Annotated in this window: 15 protein-coding genes; 12 read left to right on the top strand and 3 right to left on the bottom strand. The window is 57.0% G+C overall.

All coding sequences use genetic code 11. From position 1 onward, the window contains the following. Nucleotides 1-132: 132 nt before the first annotated feature. From H3V09_RS05155 to H3V09_RS05140, 4 genes are all read left to right on the top strand, one after another. Nucleotides 133-1,365 (top strand): FAD-binding protein, encoded by a 1,233-nt coding sequence (locus tag H3V09_RS05155; protein WP_198191367.1) that lies wholly within the window; start codon nt 133-135, stop codon nt 1,363-1,365. 225 nt (nt 1,366-1,590) lie between these two features. Beyond that, the gene (locus H3V09_RS05150; RefSeq protein WP_198191368.1) at nt 1,591-2,595 is read left to right on the top strand and encodes a sugar kinase; all 1,005 of its coding nucleotides are present in this window, start codon (nt 1,591-1,593) and stop codon (nt 2,593-2,595) included. Between the two features lie 92 nt (nt 2,596-2,687). Then, nucleotides 2,688-3,353, top strand: coding sequence for a bifunctional 4-hydroxy-2-oxoglutarate aldolase/2-dehydro-3-deoxy-phosphogluconate aldolase (gene eda, locus H3V09_RS05145; RefSeq protein ID WP_052733372.1), 666 nt, complete (start codon nt 2,688-2,690; stop codon nt 3,351-3,353). A 99-nt stretch (nt 3,354-3,452) separates the two neighbouring features. Then, nucleotides 3,453-4,898, top strand: coding sequence for a tagaturonate reductase (locus H3V09_RS05140; protein WP_198191369.1), 1,446 nt, complete (start codon nt 3,453-3,455; stop codon nt 4,896-4,898). Nucleotides 4,899-5,106: 208 nt separating this feature from the next. Here H3V09_RS05140 and H3V09_RS05135 read toward each other — a convergent pair whose 3' ends face one another. After that, the gene (locus tag H3V09_RS05135; RefSeq protein WP_198191370.1) at nt 5,107-6,234 is read right to left on the bottom strand and encodes a mannonate dehydratase; all 1,128 of its coding nucleotides are present in this window, start codon (nt 6,232-6,234) and stop codon (nt 5,107-5,109) included. Nucleotides 6,235-6,307: 73 nt separating this feature from the next. Beyond that, on the bottom strand, nt 6,308-7,951 hold the full coding sequence (locus H3V09_RS05130) for a mannitol dehydrogenase family protein (RefSeq protein ID WP_198191371.1): 1,644 nt from the start codon (nt 7,949-7,951) through the stop codon (nt 6,308-6,310). Between the two features lie 245 nt (nt 7,952-8,196). Here H3V09_RS05130 and H3V09_RS05125 point away from each other — a divergent pair, with 245 nt between their 5' ends. The 3 genes from H3V09_RS05125 to uxaC all read left to right on the top strand — a co-directional run bounded on the left by H3V09_RS05125 (nt 8,197) and on the right by uxaC (nt 11,868). Beyond that, a complete protein-coding gene (locus H3V09_RS05125; RefSeq protein WP_198191372.1) occupies nt 8,197-9,264 on the top strand; it encodes a LacI family DNA-binding transcriptional regulator in 1,068 nt (355 codons plus the stop codon). Beyond that, nucleotides 9,261-10,271 carry a LacI family DNA-binding transcriptional regulator gene (locus H3V09_RS05120; protein ID WP_198191373.1) on the top strand — a complete coding sequence of 337 codons (1,011 nt, stop codon included), beginning with the start codon at nt 9,261-9,263 and terminating at the stop codon, nt 10,269-10,271. The genes H3V09_RS05125 and H3V09_RS05120 overlap by 4 nt, the downstream gene beginning before the upstream one ends. 139 nt (nt 10,272-10,410) lie before the next feature. Continuing rightward, a complete protein-coding gene (gene uxaC, locus H3V09_RS05115) occupies nt 10,411-11,868 on the top strand; it encodes a glucuronate isomerase (RefSeq protein ID WP_232339466.1) in 1,458 nt (485 codons plus the stop codon). Here the strand turns inward: uxaC and H3V09_RS05110 are convergent. Further along, entirely contained in the window at nt 11,786-12,943 is a 1,158-nt protein-coding gene (locus H3V09_RS05110) for a LacI family DNA-binding transcriptional regulator (protein ID WP_232339490.1), read from the bottom strand. The two genes, uxaC and H3V09_RS05110, sit on opposite strands and share 83 nt — an antisense overlap. A 373-nt stretch (nt 12,944-13,316) precedes the next feature. Between H3V09_RS05110 and H3V09_RS05105 the strand changes: the two genes are divergently transcribed. From H3V09_RS05105 to H3V09_RS05085, 5 genes are all read left to right on the top strand, one after another. Continuing rightward, complete coding sequence (locus H3V09_RS05105) at nt 13,317-14,585, top strand: ABC transporter substrate-binding protein (RefSeq protein WP_232339467.1); 1,269 nt, start codon at nt 13,317-13,319, stop codon at nt 14,583-14,585. Nucleotides 14,586-14,657: 72 nt separating this feature from the next. Then, nucleotides 14,658-15,578, top strand: a complete 921-nt coding sequence (locus H3V09_RS05100; RefSeq protein WP_198191376.1) for a carbohydrate ABC transporter permease — start codon at nt 14,658-14,660, stop codon at nt 15,576-15,578. A 3-nt stretch (nt 15,579-15,581) separates the two neighbouring features. After that, nucleotides 15,582-16,583 carry a carbohydrate ABC transporter permease gene (locus tag H3V09_RS05095; protein ID WP_198191377.1) on the top strand — a complete coding sequence of 334 codons (1,002 nt, stop codon included), beginning with the start codon at nt 15,582-15,584 and terminating at the stop codon, nt 16,581-16,583. 8 nt (nt 16,584-16,591) lie between these two features. Further along, nucleotides 16,592-18,217: a glycoside hydrolase family 43 protein gene (locus tag H3V09_RS05090; protein WP_198191378.1), complete on the top strand. Its 1,626-nt coding sequence runs from the start codon at nt 16,592-16,594 to the stop codon at nt 18,215-18,217. Between the two features lie 735 nt (nt 18,218-18,952). Continuing rightward, nucleotides 18,953-20,545 (top strand): UxaA family hydrolase, encoded by a 1,593-nt coding sequence (locus H3V09_RS05085; protein WP_198191379.1) that lies wholly within the window; start codon nt 18,953-18,955, stop codon nt 20,543-20,545. The last annotated feature ends 20 nt before the right edge of the window (nt 20,546-20,565 follow it).

Raw genomic sequence — 20,565 nt, 5'->3', positions numbered from 1 at the left:
GCTTTTGCCTGCCGTAATTCACTGAATCGGGCCAGTGGGTCGAGAAAGCGGATGAAGGCAACAGATCAGATGGCTGGAATATAAGAAGGGCTCCAGACCAACCCTGTCACTCGCGATGATACAGTGAAAGACATGCCAGAAGCAGTCACGGTCAACACCTCAACTCCGACATTTGCTGATATCACCACCATGGGTGTGGGAGGACGTATTGCAGCCTTTATTCAGCCACACGACAGGGTCGGATTGATCGAGGCTGTGGAGGGCGCGGATTCCAAGGGGCTGCCCCTCTGCCTGATCGGCGGAGGATCCAATCTGCTGGCCTCTGACCAGGACTTTCCCGGCGTGGTTGTGCGTGACACCCGCCAGGACATCAGCGTTCCTGACGAGGTGGCTCCGCCTGAGGGCGGCGTTCCTGTCGTTCATATCAATGCCACAGCTGGAACCAATTGGGATGACTTGGTCTCCTACTGCGTGCGCATGCATCTGGTTGGAGTAGAGGGTCTATCAGGCATCCCCGGGACTGTCGGGGCCTCGGTTGTCCAGAACATTGGCGCCTACGGCCAGGAGGTCGGGCGTCTTGTCGACTCGGTCGAGGTCTGGGACCGCCAGGACAAGGTCACTGCCTATCTACGTGCCTCTGATCTCGATTTCGGATACAGGACCTCCCTGCTCAAGCAGACCATGTACCAGGCGCCTGCCGTGCCAGATACGCGGTTCTTCCCCACTCCCCGGTACGTGGTGCTTTCTGTCACACTGGTTTTGCGGCACGGGTCTGCCGCTCAGGTGGATTCCGTCCAGCTTGCCAAGGCTCTAGGTGTGGAAGTTGGGGCAACCCTGCCTCTAGAGCGGATTCGACAGGCGGTCCTGACCGTCAGAGCAGGCAAGGGGATGCTGGAGGATCCCTACCGGTACCTGACTGATTGGATGGGGTCCTGCCGCCGAACCTCCGACCTGGAAGAGGCTCTGGAGGCAGTCCAGGATGACCTTCACGGCCCTAGGGGCGAGCGGGTGCTGCTTGACCGTCATAGCTGCGGGAGTTTCTTCACCAACCCAATTATCAGCCGTGAGGCCGCGGATGCCCTGCCGGTGGATGCCCCTCGCTATCCTGTCGAAGACTCGGCCTTGGTCAAGACCTCAGCAGCCTGGCTGATCGATTATTCAGGTTTCCACAAGGGATTCGCTGTGGAGCAGGGGTCGGCTGCTGCCCTGTCTGACGTGCACACACTGGCCTTGACCAACCGCGGGGGTGCCGGATCAGACGACATGGTGGCCCTGGCCCGTGCCATCCAGAAAGGCGTGGATTCCACCTTCGGCATCCGACTGATTCCCGAACCTGTCACCCTGGGTATTGATTTGGCCTGGTAGCCCCTGCTTCAAGCTTCGTTTTTCAGACCCTCAGATCAATGCAAAGATCTGAGGGTCTGTTTTTTTAATAATGCCGGGACAAGCAACAGCTGGCAACATATTCCTCCGCCATCCCTCTATCACATAGCTTGAAAACAGCAATGGACGAATCGGACAGTCACCCGCGTTGATGCGGGTTGAGACAGGCCCGTCGGGTTCATCTGTCCAGGTCATGGAAGGAATGGTATGGCGGTTTCCCACGACATAGCGGTCAGCGGCGTCCGTCCCGGCAAGGTCCTCCTGGTCGGCGAGGGTATGGGGCTCTTCGCGGCAGGCGAGGAGGGACCCTGCAGCGAGGTCGGATCTTTCAGCGCCTCGGTGGCCGGTGCTGAGCTCAATGTGGCAATCGGTCTGGAGCGGTTGGGTCAGCATCCGGTCTATATGACTCGCATAGGCCAGGATCCGATAGGCGAACGGATTCTGTACTTCATGCGGCAGAACAACCTGGACACCTCCTTGGTCGGCAAGGATGCCACTCGTTCCACTGGCTTTATGATGAAGTCCAAGGTAGAGCAGGGAGACCCCAAGACTTACTACTTTCGCAAGGGATCGGCGGCTTCGGCCTTGGGCCCGGCCGATGTCAAGGCCATCGACTGCAGCGGAATCTCGCTGATGCATATGACTGGAATCCTCCCAGCGCTTTCGGAAAGCACACTGGAAGCCAGCAAAGCGCTGGTTGAGCTGTCTCGGGCCAATCAGATTTTCGTTTCCTTTGATCCCAACGAACGTCCGGCTCTTTGGAAGAGCGACAGGCAAATGAAGCAGACGCTCCTGTCCTTAAGCGCCAAGGCTGATCTGGTCCTTCCAGGCATTTCCGAGGGCAGGCATCTATTCGGGCTGGACAATGTCCGCGATATCGGTCAGGCCTTCATTGACAATGGCGCCCGTTATGCGGTGGTCAAGGACGGGCCTGATGGAGCCTACGCGACGGACGGTCACGATGGTGTCTACGTTCCGGGTTTCCAGGTTGATGCGGTGGTGGACACAGTCGGTGCCGGCGACGGTTTCGCAGCCGGTGTCTTGTCGGCCCTGCTTGAAGGCCGACGCATGTCCGAAGCCTTGAAGCGCGGGTGTGCCGTTGGCGCCATGCAGACCCAGGTGGTCTCCGACAACGAAGGCTTGCCCGACAAGTCCCGGCTGAATGACTTTATTGCCGGACGCCAGCGGGCGGCGGTCAGACAGGTTGGCTGAGCCGGTTTATCTGGGCGACGATCAGAAGCCGTCCATGGACAGGCGATGGATTCGATTCAACAAGTTCAATTCCACAAGAGAAGGAAGCAGGCATGAGTGAGTTTGACAAGACGGACGTACCGGAGGAGCGGATCGGATTGATTGATCTGATCAGAACAATCAAAGTGGTCCCGCTGGTGACCCTGCATTCACCCGAGGAAGCGGTTCCTCTGGCCAGGGCCCTGGCTTCCGGTGGAGTGCCCATCGCAGAGGTCACCTTCCGATCGGCTGCCGCCCTGGACGGGATGCGGGCCATTCACGATCAGGTGCCTGAGGTGACCCTGGTGGCAGGAACTGTGCACACGGTCGACCAGGCACGCCAGGCAGTGGAGGCAGGTTGCAAGGGTGTCGTCTCCCCGGCATTCAGCGATGCTGTGGTCGACTGGTGCATGGGCTCCCGGATACCGGTCTTGCCTGGAACGGCGACTCCCAGCGACATTGAGAAAGCCTATGATCTTGGTCTGCGTTTTACCAAGTTCTTCCCAGCCGAGGCTTACGGTGGCGTCAAGACCTTGAAGGCACTCTCCGGCCCCTTTGCCGAGATGAGCTTCCTGCCCACCGGAGGAGTCGGGTTCGGGAACGCCCGTGAATACATCGACCTGCCCAACGTCTTTGCTGTGGGCGGGAGCTTCCCTGTACCGTCCAAGGCCCAGCGCCAAGGCGATTGGAAAGCCGTTGCTGATGCCTGTGCGCAAGCCAGGCAGGTGGTGCAAGGCTGAGTGTCTGAGTCCCGGGCTGGTCATCGGTCGCCAAGTTCGATGATCTGGCCGGACCTCCCGTATGGGCGGGATGACGCAAGCGGACGGAAAGGAAGCATTGTGGAAAGACTACAGGAAGCAGTGGCCGTGCATCTGGGGCTGACTAGTGCACAGGCAGCTCAACGACCCATCAGGATCATCCAGTTCGGTGAGGGAAATTTCCTCAGAGCATTCGTCGATTGGATAGTCCAGCAGCTCAACAACAAGGGCTTGTTCGGGGGGAACGTAGCAGTTGTCCAGCCGCTTGAAAACGGCAGAGTCCATGTCTTGGAGGACCAGGAGCGGCTCTATACAGTCATTCTGGAAGGCCTCAAGGATGGAAAGCCCGTCCGCAGCCATGAGCTGATTGACTCTATCGGCAAGACAGTCGACCCCTACAAGGACTGGGATGGTTTTCTGGCGCTAGCTGATGATCCTGATACGCAGATCATCATCTCCAATACCACCGAGGCAGGCATTGCCGTCAACGATGGGGATAAGGTCACAGACCAGCCGCCAGCGGGATATCCGGCAAAGTTGGCTCATTTGCTCAAGCGTAGGTTCGATAGATCCATGCCAGGCTTCCTGATTATGCCTTGCGAGCTTATCGCCGACAACGGTCCGGCCCTGCATAGTGCTCTGATCAATGTCGCCGAACGGTTCGGATGGGGTAAGGATTTCATCGACTGGCTTGATCGGGAGAACACTTTCGTATCCACTCTCGTGGATAGGATAGTCCCCGGCTACCCGCGCGAAGATGCCCAGGAGCTTTGGGAGATGCTGGGCTACGAGGATCAGAACATGGTCAAGGCCGAACCCTTCCTGCTTTGGGTCGTAGCCGGTGACCAGACCGCCCAGCGCAAGGTTGATGAGCTGCTTCCCGCGCGGAAGGCCGGAATCGACCTGGTGACCTGCGATGCTGTACAGCCCTACCGTGAGCGCAAGGTTTATCTGCTCAACGGTCCTCATACCACTATGGCCCAGGTGGCTCGGCTGGCCGGATTCAAGACCGTAGGACAGGTCATGGGCGATAAGACCATGCGCTCTTTCATCACCCGCGAGATGGAGGAGGAGATCATCCCCGTCCAGACCCTACCCAAGGAGGAGCTGGAGAACTTCGCTGCTGCGGTTCGCGAGCGGTTCGACAACCCCTTTGTCCAGCATTCTTTGGATTCCATAGGGTTGAATTCGGTCTCCAAATTCGTCTCACGCCTTCTCCCGCTGGTTACGGCAAACGTAGAGCAGGGGTGTGGGCTTCCGGAACGCATCATCCTGGCGCTGTCCTGCCTCTTGTGGATTTACGGTGGCAAGGCCGGTGATGCAGTGAAGATTCAGGATGATCAAAAGATCATCGATGCCTTCCGCGAGGCTGCTGGTCAGGAGGATTTTGTCAATCGGATTCTTTCCGATGCTTCAATTTGGGGCCATGACCTGACCAGGATTGCTGGACTAGTGGAAGCTGTACAGAAGAACCTGGACGATTTGGCCGACCGGGGTGTCCAGCCCCTGATTGACCGATTGGCATGAACCAACAGTGCAAACGAGGGGTCAGTTGCTTCGGGGCAATTTGACTCTCGCATTTGCATGTATGTCGGCTTTCCCAGGTTGAAGGAAACTTCCCACAGGGCGTGGTCCTGACGGGAACACTGAATAAATGTCTGATGCCGGCTCGGGTTTGCGATTGACCCGGACTGGCATCAGACACTTTCTTATTGTTCAGGGTTTTTCTGCTTTATCAACGGTTGTAGCGGTAAGCGTCCCAGACCCCAAGCAGATACTGGATGCCCATGGCGCGGTCATAAAGGCCGTAGCCTGGCCGCGGTCTGCCGGCCTCTGTGTTCTCGCTCCACAAATGCCGTCCGTGGTCGGGGCGGATGTAGCCCTGGTAATCGGCCTCGGCGTAAGCCTTCATGATGCCGACGGTGTCCACGTTCCCCTCGCTGGCCCGGTGACCCACCTCGTAGAAAGAGCCCTGCTCGTCGGTGAACCGGATGTTGCGCACGTGGCTGAAGTAGATCCTGTCCATGAAGGTCTTGACTGCATCCACGGCGTCGTTGCCTCTTCTGGATGAGAAGGATCCCAGACACAGGCACAGTCCGTTGCAGGGGCTGGGATTCAGATCCAGCACTCGTTGGATCCCCTCCTTGCTGGAGACCACGCGCGGCCAGCCGAACAGGTCGAATGCAGGGTCGTCGGGGTGGACGGCCAGCTTGACCCCGTAGCGCTCGCAGGTGGGGATCACGGCATCCAGGAAGTACTTGTAGTTGGCGTACATCTGCTCGTGGTCCATTCCCTGATAGGCCTCCATCAGTTCAGGCAGGTGGGCAAGCCTTTCTGGTTCCCAGCCGGGCACAGTCAGTGATCCGGCCCCCTTCAGGGTTTCGTCGATGATGCCCTGTGGGCTGAGCTGGTCCACCTGGTGCTGGTTGTAGTAGAGGGCGGTGGACCCGTCTGGGCAAGGGTGGAACATCTCCGTGCGCAGCCAGTCGAAGACCGGCATGAAGTTGTACGTGACGACTTTGACCCCGGCCTTGCCCAGGTTGGCTACGGTCTCGATGTAGGCGTCAATGGCCTGGTCCCGGCTGATTCCGAGGACCGTCGAACCGGTCTTGATGGACTCGTGAACGTTGACGGACTCAACCACGTCAGCGTTGAAGGTCTTGGTTATGCCTGCCGCCCGATCCCTGGCAGACAGCCCGGTGATTGTTGCCATGGCCTCTTCGATTTCGTCCGGCTGCCAGACCTCGCCGGCCTGTTTATGGTGCAGGGACCAGACAATGGTCTCCACCCCCGGAATCTGACGAATATCGTCCAGGCTGATGGTGTCGTTGCCCTGGCCATACCAGCGGAATCCCATGTGCATGATGTTTTCTCCTTACATCCGGATCGGGCGGACCCGGTATTGTGTGCCTTGTTCAGTCAGTAGGCTGCCGATGTCACCAGGCGCTTGCAGCCTTGTGAAGGGTGCTCGCTACAGCGCCGTTGCCCCGGCACATGGCGGTCAGGAAGGTCTCGATTTTGTCGGCCAGCAGGGTGTCATTCAGATCGGTTCCGAAGATGGATGTGTCGGCCAGGATGGACTTGATCGTGGTCGCCAGAGTCTCCTTCTTGGCTGAACCGTTGAGTGGGATGTCGACCAGAATCCTTTGAAGCTCCTCCAGGCGCGGGTCTGGGCTCAGCTTGACCGGCCGTCCGGCATCGTCGATTCCATTGCCATCCGAACCGATCAGCAGCCGCAGCCAGGCGGCGATGATCAGCGGGATGGCTTCCAGATCGGCTGTGTCAAGGTCCTTGGCCCGGATGTACTTGCTGATGGTGATTCCGTATCTGACCGGAATCTTCTGGGAGGTGTCGGCGCAGATGCGCGCCGGCGTATCGGGCAGACCAGGATTGGGAACTCTGACCTCAATGACTTGGCGGAGGAACTCCTTGGGGGAGAAGATGCCCGGGTCCTCGACCACAGGCAGTCCTTCCACATACCCCAGACGGGTGACCAAGGCCTTGAGGTCCGGGTCGGCGATGGTCTTTGACATGGTCGGATACCCCAGGAGTATCCCGAAGACGGCCAGGGCCGTGTGCAGGGGGTTCAGGCAGGTGGTGACCTTCATCTGGTCGGCGGCGTTGACCGTGTCCTTGTCGGCCATGTAAACCCCTGCTTTCTCCAGAGGCGGGCGGCCTGCAGGGAAGTCATCCTCAACCACCCAATACCAGGTTTCCTCAGTGTTGGCATAGGGGGCCATAGCGGTTCCGCCCCTGGTCCGGAAAGGTTCCGCGTCGGCGATGCCCAGAGCCTTGAGGCGGCGACCCACCTCCTTGTCAGGGTTGGGAGTGATTCTGTCGATCATGGTCAGCGGGAAGGTGATCTTGTTCTTGTCTCTGAGGTAGTCGCCGAAGCCTTTTTCGGCCAGACCCCTCCCTATCCACTCGTCAGCCATCTGCCTGACGGCTTGGCCGAACCGCTCCCCGTTTCGTGAGAAGTTGTCGGTGCTGACCAGGGCCAGGGGAAGGGCGCCGGCCTGGAAGCGCTCCAGCAGGAGGGCCGTGATGACTGCGATGGCACTCTTGGCTTTATCGGGTCCGCCCTCGAATTCCGGAGCGATCCATGGTAGCGGCTGGCCCTGGGAATCAACCAGGGCATAGCCTTTTTCGGTGATGGTCGTGGTGACCATCTCCAGGCTGGGATTGCGGAAGACCAGCCTCAGATCATGCAAGGGCTTCGGATCCTCGCCCAGCGGGTAGGCGCCTGCAACGGAGGCGACCAAGGATGTTTTCATGGATCCGTCCGCCCTCAGGATGACCTGAAGATAGCGGTCGTCGAAGGGGGTGTAGGCCTGGTCTACGATGGCAGGGTCGAAGGATTCGGCCACCAATATGCCTCGGTCGGTGGCGCCTGACTCCAGAAGTTGTTGGGCAATGGGGGCGTGGACTGCCCTGAAGAGATTGCCGGCCCCAAAGTGGACCCAGGTAGGCGAGCGCTCGGTGGCCTGGCGCATGGCCTCGATGTCGTAGGTTGGCAGGGTCACGCCGGCCTTCTGCCATGCTGCTGACTCATTGTGTATATCGTCGCTAAGGTGAAGCATCGGTGCCTTCCTTTATCAAAAGAAACATATCTCGGAGACCAGGCGTAAACGCTTGTCCGTCCTGTCTCCGAACCTATCAAGTTGGTGCCTGTCTGCTTTCGTAGTTGCAGTTTGTTTCTCATCAGACTGCTGTCGGCTGCTACAGGACTGGGAAGTCACTTATACTTGGAAGCTGGAAGTGCTCGGCACCGTTGGCGTGTATTTCATGCGATATGGGGCAGACCAAGGAAGGCTGATACGAATAGATGAAGACCGGAGCAGATTCGGGAAGCGATTCCTCCACGGACAACCGCCATATCACCATATATGATGTGGCTCGTCAGGCCGGGGTGTCCCCCTCAACGGTCTCGCGTACCTTCTCGCGCCCGGATCGGGTCAGTATTTCTACGGCTCGAATGGTTCAGAAGGTCGCTGATGAACTGGGCTATCACAGCGATATCGTCGACAGCCGGTCAGGCTCGCAGGGCAGGGGGCTGGTTGCGGTCATTGTGCCCGACCTGGGCAATCAGTTTTTCACCGGTGTTATTCGCAACATCCAGGACGAGTGCGAACGCTTGCGCTTTGAAACCCTGATTCTTGATACCCGGGAGTCTATCACCAGGGAGCGCAGGATCGTCGATACGGTCGCTCCCGTGGTCTCGGGAATCATCCTGGTCTCCCCGAGGATGCCCGATGCCATGATCCGCAAGTGCGCCCAGCTGCGTCCTTTGGTCAGCGTCAACCGTGACGTTCGTGGCGTATCCAGCATCAGCATCGACGTGGCCAAGGGGGCCTGTCAAGCGGTCGATTACCTATACTCATTGGGTTATCGGAGTCTCACCTATTTGGATGGTCCGGCGGCCTCATGGTCGGGAGGCATCCGGTGGCGGCATATCTTCAATGAATGCGACGCCAAGGGGATGAGCGTCAAGCGTTCGCTGCCTTGCGCTCCTACCTTTTACGGAGGCTATTCCTTCGCAGAGAAGTATATGGACGACCCTACAGGAGCGGTCATCGCCCATAATGATCTGATGGCAATCGGCCTGATCGCGGCCCTCAGACGGCTTGGTTGTGAGTGCCCTCGTGATATCTCTGTCATCGGGTTCGACAACGACACCATGTCCATGGTGAGCAGTCCGCCTCTGACCACTATTCATATGTCCCTTTCAGTCCTCGGGCGGGGGGCTGCCGACCTTCTTATGCAGCGTCTTTCCGGAGCCAACCTGTCTGTAGCCCCGACGGTTCCGGCCCGTCTGGTCATCAGGCAGAGTACGGGTGCCAGGTCGAGCAAGCCTGTGGATCGAAACAGGGCAGCGAAGGAATCTCGGTCATGAGCGGTCATAACCGTTCCAGGCGCGTGACGATCAGAGAGGTGGCCGACAAGGCCGGCGTCGCGCCCTCCACGGTATCAAGGGCATTCGCTCGGCCTGATAGGGTCAGTGCGGCCACAACCAAGCGGATATTCGCTGCAGCCGACGCACTGGGGTACTATACGGAGCCGGTCGATACGGTTCCGTCCAGGACGTTGCGGGGCATGATTGCCATCATCGTTCCGGACATCGCCAACCAGTTCTTCTCTGACATCATCCGTTCTGTACAGCACGAGTTTAATCTGGCCGGATTTGCCCTTATCGTCGCTGAATCCGAGGAAAGCGCCAGCAGAGAGCGTGAGGCCTTCAACAAGATTGCCGCCTATGTGGACGGGGTAATTCTGACCTCCTCGAGAATGCCTGATGCCATGATCCGCAAGTGCGCCCAGACCAGGCCCATCGTCGTGGTTAACCGGACCGTGCGTGGGGTGCCCAGCGTGGCCATCGATATTGGTACTGGTATCCGTCAGGCCGCAGAGCTACTGGTTTCCATGGGGTTTTCTCGAGTGACCTATCTGGATGGGCCTTCTTCGTCATGGTCGGTGGGAGTCAGGTGGAATCACACCTGCGAAGAGTTTCGCAAGCGTGGGGTGAGTGTTCGACGAATTTGGCCGGGTCTTCCCACCTTCGTCGGAGGGTATGCCCTGGCCAAGCAGTACCTGAATGATCCTACAGGCGCCGTCATTGCTCATAATGATCTGATGGCCTTGGGTTTCATGGCTGCCATGCGTCGTCAGGGTATTCGCTGTCCGGACGACTATGTGATCATCGGATTCGACAATGACACTATGGCGCAGGTCAGTGATCCGCCATTGTCCAGCGTGGGTAACACCCCGCCCAAACTGGGTAAGACAGCAGCCGGCATTCTTCTGGATCGGCTGAATGGCCGAGCCAATCTGGCGCAGAGCATTATGATTCCCTCTCGCCTGATCGTCCGGGAAAGCACGGGTAAGGCTACGTCAGGTTCCTGATCAGGGAAGGTTTCGACAAATCATGGCAACATCGAGACCGTCTCTTTTCAGGCGCGCATAGGCTGACTCATGGTATATGTGAGTTCCGATCGTGTGACTGTTTCGCCTGTCCGTTGGTCTGTACAGGAGAATTTTGGGCATGACGGAAATTCGAATGCCGGACTTGCCGTTTTCGACTAAGGAGTTTGTAGTGGCTTTCCTGGATGATGATTTTCTTCTCGGGACGCAATTGTCTCGGGAGTTGTTCCATGAGGTGGCTGAGAATCTTCCTCTGGTGGATTATCACTGCCATTTGCACGCCAAGGAGATCTATGAGGATCCCAACTTCGATAATATTGTCGATGCTTGGCTGACAGATGGTCACAATTATGGAGACCATTATAAGTGGCGGCTGGAGAGGGCCAATGGCATTCCGGAACGGTTGATCACCGGAGACGGGGACCCCTGGGACAAATTTATGGCTTATGCCCGGACCATGGAACAGGCTGTGGGTAGCCCAGTCTATCTGTGGACGCACATGGAGCTGCAGAGGTACTTCGGCATCCGCGAACCCCTGACCACCAAGACCGCCAAGTCCATTTTTGATCAGACGAATGAACAGCTGGCCACCCCGGACTTCTCGCGAAGAGCACTTCTGCGTCGCATGAACGTCAAGATCGTCTGCACCACGGATTCCCCTGAGGACAATCTGGAGTATCACGATCAATTCGCCAAGGAGGGGGAGTCCTTTAGGATGGTTCCCGCTTTCCGTCCGGATGCGGCCCTTAATCCGACCGCCGAAGGGTATGGCGATTGGATCGGCACAATGGAGTCGGTCTGTGGCAAGCCGATCAATGACTTCAGCGGACTGGTCGACGCTCTGCGTGATCGGGTGGAGTACTTCCACCAGCATGGTTCCAGACTCTCAGACCATGCTGTCGATGTGGTGGAGTTCGCTCCGGCGACTGCTGAGAATCTGGATGCCATTTTCAGCAAGGCCAGGGCCGGACTAGAACTGGACAGGCGGGAACAGGCCCAATATCGCGCGGCTCTCCTTCTTGAGCTGATGCGAATCTACAAGGACAAGGGCTGGACCATGCAGCTGCATCTTCAGGCCAGCCGCAACAACAACTCGACGGCTTTCCGAAAGCTTGGAGCCGACACGGGTTACGATTCCATGGCTGACAACTCGGTTGCCGCCCCCCTTGCCGCACTCCTTGACCAGGCGCAGAGTTCGAACATTTTGCCCAGAACCATCGTCTATTCCCTCAATCCCAACGACTACATGGCCATAGCCACTGATTTGGGCTGCTTCGGAGGCGATGACAGGGGCCAGCTTCAGTTGGGCAATGCCTGGTGGTTTAACGACACCGTCACCGGGATGCGTCGGCAGCTCGAAGTTTTGGCTGAAACCTCGCTCCTGGGCAATGCGGTAGGAATGACCACGGACTCCCGCAGCTTCCTGTCCTTCCCCAGGCATGAGCTCTTCCGCAGAGTGCTCTGCGGGCTCTTGGGCGACTGGGCCGCCCAGGGCGTCATACCTGATGACAAGGAGTATCTGGCTCCTCTGGTCCGTGCGGTCTCCTACGAGAACGCCCTGGCCCTTTTTGAGAGCTAAGGCCCAAGCAGGCCGCAGGGTTGACTTGCGCTATACGATTTGGCGGCGGACAGGTCGATTCGCGGACAACAAGGGTGTTGGGCAGGATGGCTCTCGGGTCTACGGCCTTGCCTGACCTGGTATCCAGGATCATCTTTGCCGCCCTGGCGGCCATCTCAGTCAAAGGTTGGTGGATGGTGGTCAGAGCGGGGCCCATGAATGCCGCAGTCTGTATGTCGTCAAAGCCGACCACTGAGAGTTCATCGGGGATGCTGATACCCAGGTGCTTGGCTGCCTTGTAGACTCCCATGGCCAGGAAGTCGCTTTGGGCGAAGATGGCAGTGGGACGATTGTCGAGGTTCAACAGCTCCATGGCGAACCGTTCACCGTCGGCCACGCTGAATTGGCCCTGGCGTATCAATCTTGGGTCGGATTCCAAGCCAGCCTCGTGCAAGGCGGTTCGGTAGCCATCAAGGCGAGCTATGGAGCACATAACCCCATCAGGTCCTGTGATGGTGCCAATGCGTTGATGGCCCAGCTCGATCAAATGGCGTGTGGCGAACAGGCCCCCAGACCAGTTGTCGGATTGAACTGACATGGTCCCCAAGACGGGGTTTCCCCATGGGTCGACAAAGACCGCCGGTATGCGGCGGGATGCGAATCGTCTCGACAAGTCAGCTGATGGATTGGAAAAGATCAGGATGGCCCCCAGAGGTCTGCGGGCCAGGACCTCGTCCAGCCAGGTTGTGGACAGAAGACGAGGATCGCCTATCTCGCTCAGAACTAGCCGAATTCCGCGGCTGGAGGCTACCTCGGCGGCCCCATCCAGGAGATTCAGGGTCCATGGATTGTCTAGATGCTGTAGGGCCAATTCAATTAGGTTGGAAGAGGTCCCGATCCTGTCCGACTTGAAGTACCCGAGCTGATCAATGGCTTCCTCAACCCGTTCGCGAGTCTTTGCGGCCACATCGCTCTTCCCATTTATTACCTTGGAAACAGTGGCGATAGAGACTCCGGCTAGACTTGCAACATCGGCTAAGGTTGGATTCTTGCCACTTTGGGACGACGATTTTGAGCTCACAGCTCCCCCTAGCATCATGGATTAAACAGAATCAGTATAACGAAAAGTTTCGGCTATTTTTATACGATATGTGATGAAGATGTAAATTTGTTAGTGACAATTTTATGTACTTAACCAAGGAAGGAAGAGGACAATCGGCCATTGTAGGCACTGTTCTCAATAGTTAGACGATTTGACTGTGAGAGATGTCACAACTACTATCGAAAATGGCGAAAATAATATTCGCAAAATCAATGAAGATTATCGAAAGGCAGCCAGTATGAGCTGGAGAACAAGAGGAAAGCAAGCCTTGAGCGTGTGTGCTGGGCTGGCTATGATTATTGGTTTATCGGCTTGCGGAGGCAGTGGTAATTCGTCCTCGTCAAAAGTCGCCAAGGAAAGCAGCGGCATGACGATGAGCGATGTGAACAAGGCGCTCAAGTCCGATAAGAAGGTGATGCTGAACTTCTGGACATGGCGTTACGACATCGAGCAGGCCAATATAGATGCTTTCCAGGCCAAGTACCCAAACATCAAGGTCAACGTGACACAAACGGGCGCTTCATCCGATCACTACACGAAGTTTCAGAACATATTGAAGTCAGGCAAGGATGTTCCTGACATCGTTCAGCTGGAGTATGACTACCTGCCCCAGTTCGCAGTGACGAATTCGCTCCTGAACTTCGCGGATAAGAGCATTGAGTCCGACATGGGCAAACTTTACAATGACGCAGCCTGGAAAAATGTTCATGTAGCTGACGGACTTTATGGCACCCCATTGGATCAGGGGCCCGAGGTCATGTTTGTTCGTCATGACGTTTTGGACCAGTTCGGTCTGAAGGTGCCTACCACCTGGAAGGAATTCGAGGAAGAGGGCGTCGCCTTGCACAAGGCTGACCCCAACAGGTACATGAGCTTCGTCGATACCACCGATGTTCGCTACATGGCTTCCATCATCCGTCAGTCCGGCGCCAAGCCCTGGACCGTCAAGGGTGTTCAAGATGTGACTCTTGACATGACCAATGCCGAGGTCAAGGAGGCCACCGATTTCATTCAAAAGCTGATTGATGAGGATGTGCTTGAGCCGGTAGCCAATAAGAGCGACCAGTACAACCGCGGATTTGCCCAGGGCCGTTGGGGCATCCAGTTCGATGGTTGCTGGAAGGGCACCTCTTTCGTCCAGCAGCAGCCCTCCCTCAAAGGGAAGTTTGAAGTGGCTCTCCCGCCGGCCTGGGGGGATGGATCCGCTGGTCTCAAGACCAGCGAGATAGGCGGATCGCTGCTTTCCGTAACTTCAAAGTGCGCCAAGGAGAAGCAGGCCGCAGCCGTCGCTTTCATCAACTGGATGGGTTCGGATAAGCAGTCCATCGACCTTTTCCAGAAGACGGGAAGCTTCTTCAATGCGGCCAAATCTTTCCAGACGGACAAGGACGCTGCCAATGTGCCCAACGACTACTTTGGCGGTCAAAAGGTCAATTCGGTCTATTTCAAGTCGGCCGATGCTCTCAATGCCGACTGGTCGGTTCTTCCCTTCAACTCACAGTATGCCACGGACTTCAAGGATATCGTCGTGCCGCAAATGAAGAAGGGCGGAGACCTGTTTGGCTCCTTCTCCAAGTGGCAGTCTTCCTTGAAAACCTATGCCGATGGGCAGGGCTTCAAGATCACCGTCAAGTAGCAGCAGGTATCGCCCCGCAGGCCGGCTTGGCCTCGGGGCTTCCATTTTGATTTTTGAAGAAAGGAAAGCGCCATGAGCGCAGTGAGTGTATCCGCCGGGCCCGGGTCTCGGGCGGGATCACGCAAGGAACGGCTCCAGCACATTGGAATGTTGTGGTGCCTGCCTTACGTGATCGTCTTCCTCGGCGGGACGATAATCCCGATGGTCTATGCGTTTTATCTGGGTCTGTTCAAGCAGCAGATGATAGGCGGCGAGCAGTTCACAGGCTTCGCCAATTACATCAGAGCCCTGAAGGACCCTCTGCTTTGGGACGGTTTCAAGCGGGTTGCCGTATATGCAATCATTGAAGTGCCGCTTATGACCTTCCTTGCCCTCCTGGCGGCCTTGATGCTGGATTCCCAGAGGATTCGGCATGTGGCCATCCCGCGTATCCTGCTCTTCCTGCCCTATGCGGTTCCCAATGTCATCGCCGCTCTGATGTGGAGCTACATCTACGGCACCGACTATGGCCTGATTGGACAGTTCTTCAGACTCTTCAACGGGCATGCCCCCAATATGATGTCCAAGGAGCTGATGATCTTCGCCATGATCAACATCAGCATCTGGGTATCCATGGGGTACAACACCTTGATTTATTATTCGTCCTTGAAGGCTCTACCCGAGGAGCTCTATGAATCGGCCAGAGTGGACGGAGCGTCCGAGTTCAGAATCGCCTGGTCCGTCAAGATTCCGCAGATCCGTTCCTCGGTGGTCATGACCCTGCTCTTCAACATCATCTATGCGTTGCAGCTGTTCAACACCCCCAGCATGATGCAGACCATTGCGCCTGAGGTCGTGACCAGCTACTACACGCCCAACCTGTACACCTATTCCCTGGCTTTCAGCGGCAATGATCTGAATTACGCGGCTGCCGTCTCTCTGGTCGTCGGTCTGTTCACCATGATCATCATCACCGTTGTCAAGACCCTGGGCAACCGCTGGGAGGAGAGGTAAACCATGTCCAGTACACAAACCGAATCCCGACCCAGGCCCACCCAAAAGCGGTCTGCATTACTGAGCAGGCGCGATGCTAAATTAGCGCGGAAGGATCATGCCATAAGGCTGCGAAAGGCCTCTGGCGGCAACGGCGTCCCGGTCCGTCTGACCCCAGCGCAAAAGGTCATGGATATCCTTTTGCACTTGATCATGCTGATCATGGTCATTTACTGTCTGATTCCCTTGATCTGGCTGGTCTTCTCTTCGACCAAGACCAATGAGGGACTCTACAGTTCCCCCGGGCTTTGGTTCTCTGACCAAAACGCTTTCTTCCAGAACATTCATGACGTGTTCGTTTTCCAGGATGGAACTTACGGCCGTTGGCTGATCAACACCCTGGTCTATGCAATCGTAGCCGGCTTGGGAGCCACGCTCTTCGCCACTTTCGCCGGGTATGCCATAGCCACCATGAAGTTCCACGGCCGTAAAGCACTGCTTTGGATCACGCTGATTTTCATGTCGATACCTTCTACGGTAATCACGGTTCCTCTCTTCCTCCTGTACTCGAAGATAGGCATGACCAATACACCGTGGGCCGTCATCATTCCTCAGCTGTCCAACCCCTTTGGTCTGTACTTGATGATCATCTATGCTCAGACTTCCATCCCCATATCCCTGGTAGAGGCCGCAAGGATCGATGGCGCCAACACTTGGACCATATTCTGGAAGATTGCCATGCCTCTGCTTGCCCCAGGTTTCGTTACCACACTCCTCTTCGCCCTGGTCAGTGTCTGGAACAATTACTTCCTGCCTCTGATCATGCTCTCCGATGTCAAGGACTACCCGCTTACTGTGGGCCTGAACGTCTGGATGAAGATGGGGGGCGACGCTACCTACCATGTGGTGCCCAACAATATGATTCTGACTGGGTCGCTGATAGCCATCGTGCCGTTGATCATCGCCTTCCTCTTCCTGCAGCGGTACTGGCAATCCGGTCTTTCGGCCGGCGCGGTCAAGCAGTGAGGAACGTTATGAGCAGACTGACCAATCCCATCATCCCGGGATTCCATCCCGACCCGTCCGCCCTCCAAGTGGGGGAGGACTATTACATAGCCAATTCCACCTTCGAATGGTGGCCAGGAGTCGACATATATCACTCGACAGATTTGGTGAACTGGGAGTGGGTGTGCTCGCCCCTGACCCGGACCAGCCAGGCCGACCTGATGGGGGATCCGAATGCGGGGGCTATCTGGGCGCCTCACCTCTCCTATGCCAAGGGGTTGTACTGGCTCGTCTTCACCGATGTGAAAACCGGGACCATATATAAGGACACCCTGAACTACATTGTCACTGCCCCTTCCATTACCGGACCTTGGTCTGATCCGGTCTTTGTAACGGCTTCCGGCTTCGACCCCTCCCTCTTCCATGATGAGGATGGGCGTTCATGGTTCGTCAATATGCTCTATGATTGGAGAATGGACCATGAGCGGTTCGCTGGCGTGGTCATTCAGGAGTTTGATACCGGTGCCAAGCGTCTGATCGGACCTCGCCTCCATATCTTTCGGGGCACGAGCCTGGGGGTCTGTGAGGGACCGCAGATTTATCGTCGTCACGGCTACTACTATCTGGTATGCGCAGCTGGTGGAACCGAGTGGAATCATGCAGCCACGGTGGTGCGTTCACGCAAGCTGACAGGACCTTGGGAAGAATCCCCCCATACGCCTTTGATCACTTCCAAGGATGATCCGGACGGGCCCATCCAGAAGGCAGGGCACTGCAGTCTTTTGGAATACAAGGGTCACTGGTACATAGCCTATCTCTGCTCACGTCCTCTGGGCCGCAGGGGCGATTGCGTTCTGGGCAGGGAGACCAGCCTGGATCCCATCGTCTGGGATGAGGACGACTGGCCGCTCCTGGCGAATGGCGGCCATAATCCATCTCTCCATGTGGAGGTTAAGGGGAGCACAGCCAAACAGGTTGCGGATTATTCCGAATCCGTCCGATTTACGCCGACCAGCGGCCTGCCTGCCTCCTTCAAGACCCTTCGTGGCCCTCTGCGTCCCGAGGTTGATTACTCCCTTAAGGAGCGTCCGGGATGGCTGCGGCTCCATGGCGGCCAGAGCCTGTCCAGCCTGCACAGACAGACCTTGTTGGCCCGCCGCTGGCAGACTTTCGACTTCGATACCTTTACCTGGATGGAGTTCGCACCTGCCAACTTCCAGCAGACCGCCGGTCTGGTCCTCTTCTACGACACTGCAAACTGGATGTACGCTTACGTCACTGCACAGGAAGAAGAGAGCGACTGTCCGGTGGCCCGCATCCTCATCAACGAAGGAGATCACTTTAGGTTCGGGAGCGACTTGCTGCCTCTTCAGCCTGGTGTGGGCGTGGGCCTTGCAGTGAAAGTTCGGGGATCGAGGGCCCGCTTCTATTTTGGTCAGGACCCGGACGACTTCCAGGGTGAACGCAAGAAGCTCCAGCCTTTGGGGGACACCCTGCCAGCCAACCATCTCAGTGATGACCACGTAGGAGCGCTCCGAGGGAAGACCGTCTTCTCCGGAGCCATGGTCGGCATCTGTGCCCAGGATATGGATGCCCATTGTTCATATGCCGACTTCAAAGATTTTAGCTATAAGGAGGTGTCAAGGGATCGATAAGAGCGGCAGCATTCAATAGGCCCACCGGGGCGCAAGAGGATTTATGACACAAGACTTCCGAGTTGAGCGGCGGACAAGGCCTGTCGGGAATGTATGTTCACAACGTTTGTGAGCCTCTGTGCTTCTCGTACAGTGACAGCGCCCCAGGGGCTAATAACGGTTCTCAAGAAGGAAGACTGCTGATTCGAAGACGATATTCCGCCGTCTGGGTTGGTTATAGCTGCAGTGGCCATGTTGGCGGGTATGGGCTCCATGGGAGTCACCGGCGTTCAAACTGCTCGGACGGATGAAACTGGTCCCATCGCGGTTCTCGATCAGTGAGATTTGCATTCCGTTCTGAATGGATACGTGACTGCCGCCGGCCGCGCCGATCATCGTGAATGCTCAGGGTTCCACTAAATAAGGCGTTACGCTGAACGCAACTTTGGCGTCTTGTGCCCAGCGAGGATAGGGCCAAGCTTTCCTTCCAAGTCAAGGATCAGCCTCAGCATGGTCTGCTTACCGTGCGTGAGGACGGTGCCTTCTGACTTCTGTTTCAGGAATCCTCATGGGGCTGGCGGCCATCATTGGAATTAACCGGCATCCCAAGTCGGAACGTTAGTCAAATATGGCCCCGGACCTTGCCTCAGAGGAGGGGGACCGGGGCCTTTTTCTGCGCAAAGGTTGGCAACAAAGTGACCGGTATCTTAGAAGGCTCGTTAGCTTGAGAATATGAGTGAGGCAAAGAGGCATTGCATGATTCCAGAGGGCGGTTCCACAGGATTCGTCTCCACCTGCGGCGACGGCAAAGCCACTGGTTTGAAGCATGACTATATCAACGATATACCGGCGCGGACCGGCCAGGATACGATCCTCCTGAATCCGAAGGATATGGTGGCTGTCGCTGCCAGAAATCTGGAGCCCGGCGAAAGTGTCCTGGTAGAGGGTCGTGGTGAAGTGACGGTGCTTGACCAGATTCCTCGCGGGCACAAACTCGCGCTTCAGGACATTTCCAAGGGTGAGGACGTCATCAAGTATGGCTATGCCATCGGTCATGCCAAGGAGGCTATCACTACAGGACAATGGGTCCACACGCACAATCTGGCCACCAACCTGGGCGCCGACCTGAGCTACCGTTATCAGCCGGTTACCGACACGGTCAAGCCGGGCAGTCCGACCGGGACTTTCCAAGGATATAGGCGCGCGACAGGCAAGGTAGGCATCCGCAACGACCTCTATATCGTCCCAACCGTAGGCTGCATCAATAGTCTGTGCAACGCCATGGCACGGTCTTTCTCAGCCCGCCATCCAGGCAACGGATCTTTTGACTCGGTGATCGTGGCGCGTCATCCTTATGGATGCTCCCAACTCGGAGGCGATCTGGTCTACACCAGGCGTTGTCTTCAGGACATCGCCACCCATCCCAACGCTGGGGGTGTGCTCCTCGTTGGTCTGGGGTGTGAAAACAATCAGATGGAGGACATGCTGAGCACCCTGGGCGAGTATGACACGAACCGGGTTCGTTGGATCATATGCCAGGATGTGGAGGACGAGCTGGACGAGGCCGATGCCCTCCTGGACCAGATTAACGAGGCGGCCAAAGGTGATCACCGTGAAGAGGTGCCACTGTCTGAACTCAAGGTCAGTGTTAAGTGCGGCGGGTCCGATGGAATGTCAGGCATCACGGCCAACCCGCTGGTCGGCCGGTTCGCTGAATGGGTGGTTACCCAGGGCGGTTCCGTGGTCCTGGCCGAGGTCCCTGAAATGTTCGGGGCCGAGCAGGTCCTGATGAGCCAGGCACACGACGAGCAGGTCTTCCATGATATCGTCGACCTTATCAACCATTTCAAGGGGTTCTTCCGCAAATACGGCGAAGTTATATCCGACAATCCCTCTCCTGGCAATAAGAAAGGCGGAATCACCACTCTGGAGGATAAATCTTTGGGTTGCATCCGCAAAGGCGGTCGTTGCGAGGTCGAGGATGTGCTCAACTATGGCGACCATATCTCCAGACCTGGGCTCTCCCTGCTGCAGACGCCAGGCAACGACCTTGTCTCCAGCACGGGAATGGCTGCGGCCGGAGCGCAAGTGGTCCTCTTCACTACTGGCCGGGGCACTCCCTTCGGAACTTTCGTGCCTACTGTGAAAGTAGCTACCAACACGCCTCTGGCCACCAAGAAGCATCGTTGGATTGACTTCGACGCCGGCCGTCTTTTGGATGAGCCCGGGGATCAGGTTTTCAGCGATTTTCGTAAGAAAGTCCTTGCAGTGGTCAACGGTGAGCAGACCTGCAATGAGCGTAACGGCATGCAGGACATTGCCATATTCAAGGATGGCCCGACTGAATAGAGTGCGGGTTGCACCCAATG

This window comes from Bifidobacterium sp. M0399 (assembly GCF_016100595.1).
GTDB lineage: Bacteria > Actinomycetota > Actinomycetes > Actinomycetales > Bifidobacteriaceae > Bombiscardovia > Bombiscardovia polysaccharolytica.
This window is presented reverse-complemented; position numbering and strand designations above follow the sequence as displayed.

Coding starts and splice junctions, on each gene's coding strand:
- H3V09_RS05085 (WP_198191379.1), top strand. CDS start 18,953: ATGATTCCAGAGGGCGGTTCCACAGGATTCGTCTCCACCTGCGGCGAC.
- H3V09_RS05155 (WP_198191367.1), top strand. CDS start 133: ATGCCAGAAGCAGTCACGGTCAACACCTCAACTCCGACATTTGCTGAT.
- H3V09_RS05090 (WP_198191378.1), top strand. CDS start 16,592: ATGAGCAGACTGACCAATCCCATCATCCCGGGATTCCATCCCGACCCG.
- H3V09_RS05135 (WP_198191370.1), bottom strand. CDS start 6,234: ATGCACATGGGATTCCGCTGGTATGGCCAGGGCAACGACACCATCAGC.
- eda (WP_052733372.1), top strand. CDS start 2,688: ATGAGTGAGTTTGACAAGACGGACGTACCGGAGGAGCGGATCGGATTG.
- H3V09_RS05130 (WP_198191371.1), bottom strand. CDS start 7,951: ATGCTTCACCTTAGCGACGATATACACAATGAGTCAGCAGCATGGCAG.
- H3V09_RS05125 (WP_198191372.1), top strand. CDS start 8,197: ATGAAGACCGGAGCAGATTCGGGAAGCGATTCCTCCACGGACAACCGC.
- H3V09_RS05105 (WP_232339467.1), top strand. CDS start 13,317: ATGACGATGAGCGATGTGAACAAGGCGCTCAAGTCCGATAAGAAGGTG.
- uxaC (WP_232339466.1), top strand. CDS start 10,411: ATGACGGAAATTCGAATGCCGGACTTGCCGTTTTCGACTAAGGAGTTT.
- H3V09_RS05095 (WP_198191377.1), top strand. CDS start 15,582: ATGTCCAGTACACAAACCGAATCCCGACCCAGGCCCACCCAAAAGCGG.
- H3V09_RS05150 (WP_198191368.1), top strand. CDS start 1,591: ATGGCGGTTTCCCACGACATAGCGGTCAGCGGCGTCCGTCCCGGCAAG.
- H3V09_RS05120 (WP_198191373.1), top strand. CDS start 9,261: ATGAGCGGTCATAACCGTTCCAGGCGCGTGACGATCAGAGAGGTGGCC.
- H3V09_RS05100 (WP_198191376.1), top strand. CDS start 14,658: ATGAGCGCAGTGAGTGTATCCGCCGGGCCCGGGTCTCGGGCGGGATCA.
- H3V09_RS05110 (WP_232339490.1), bottom strand. CDS start 12,943: ATGCTAGGGGGAGCTGTGAGCTCAAAATCGTCGTCCCAAAGTGGCAAG.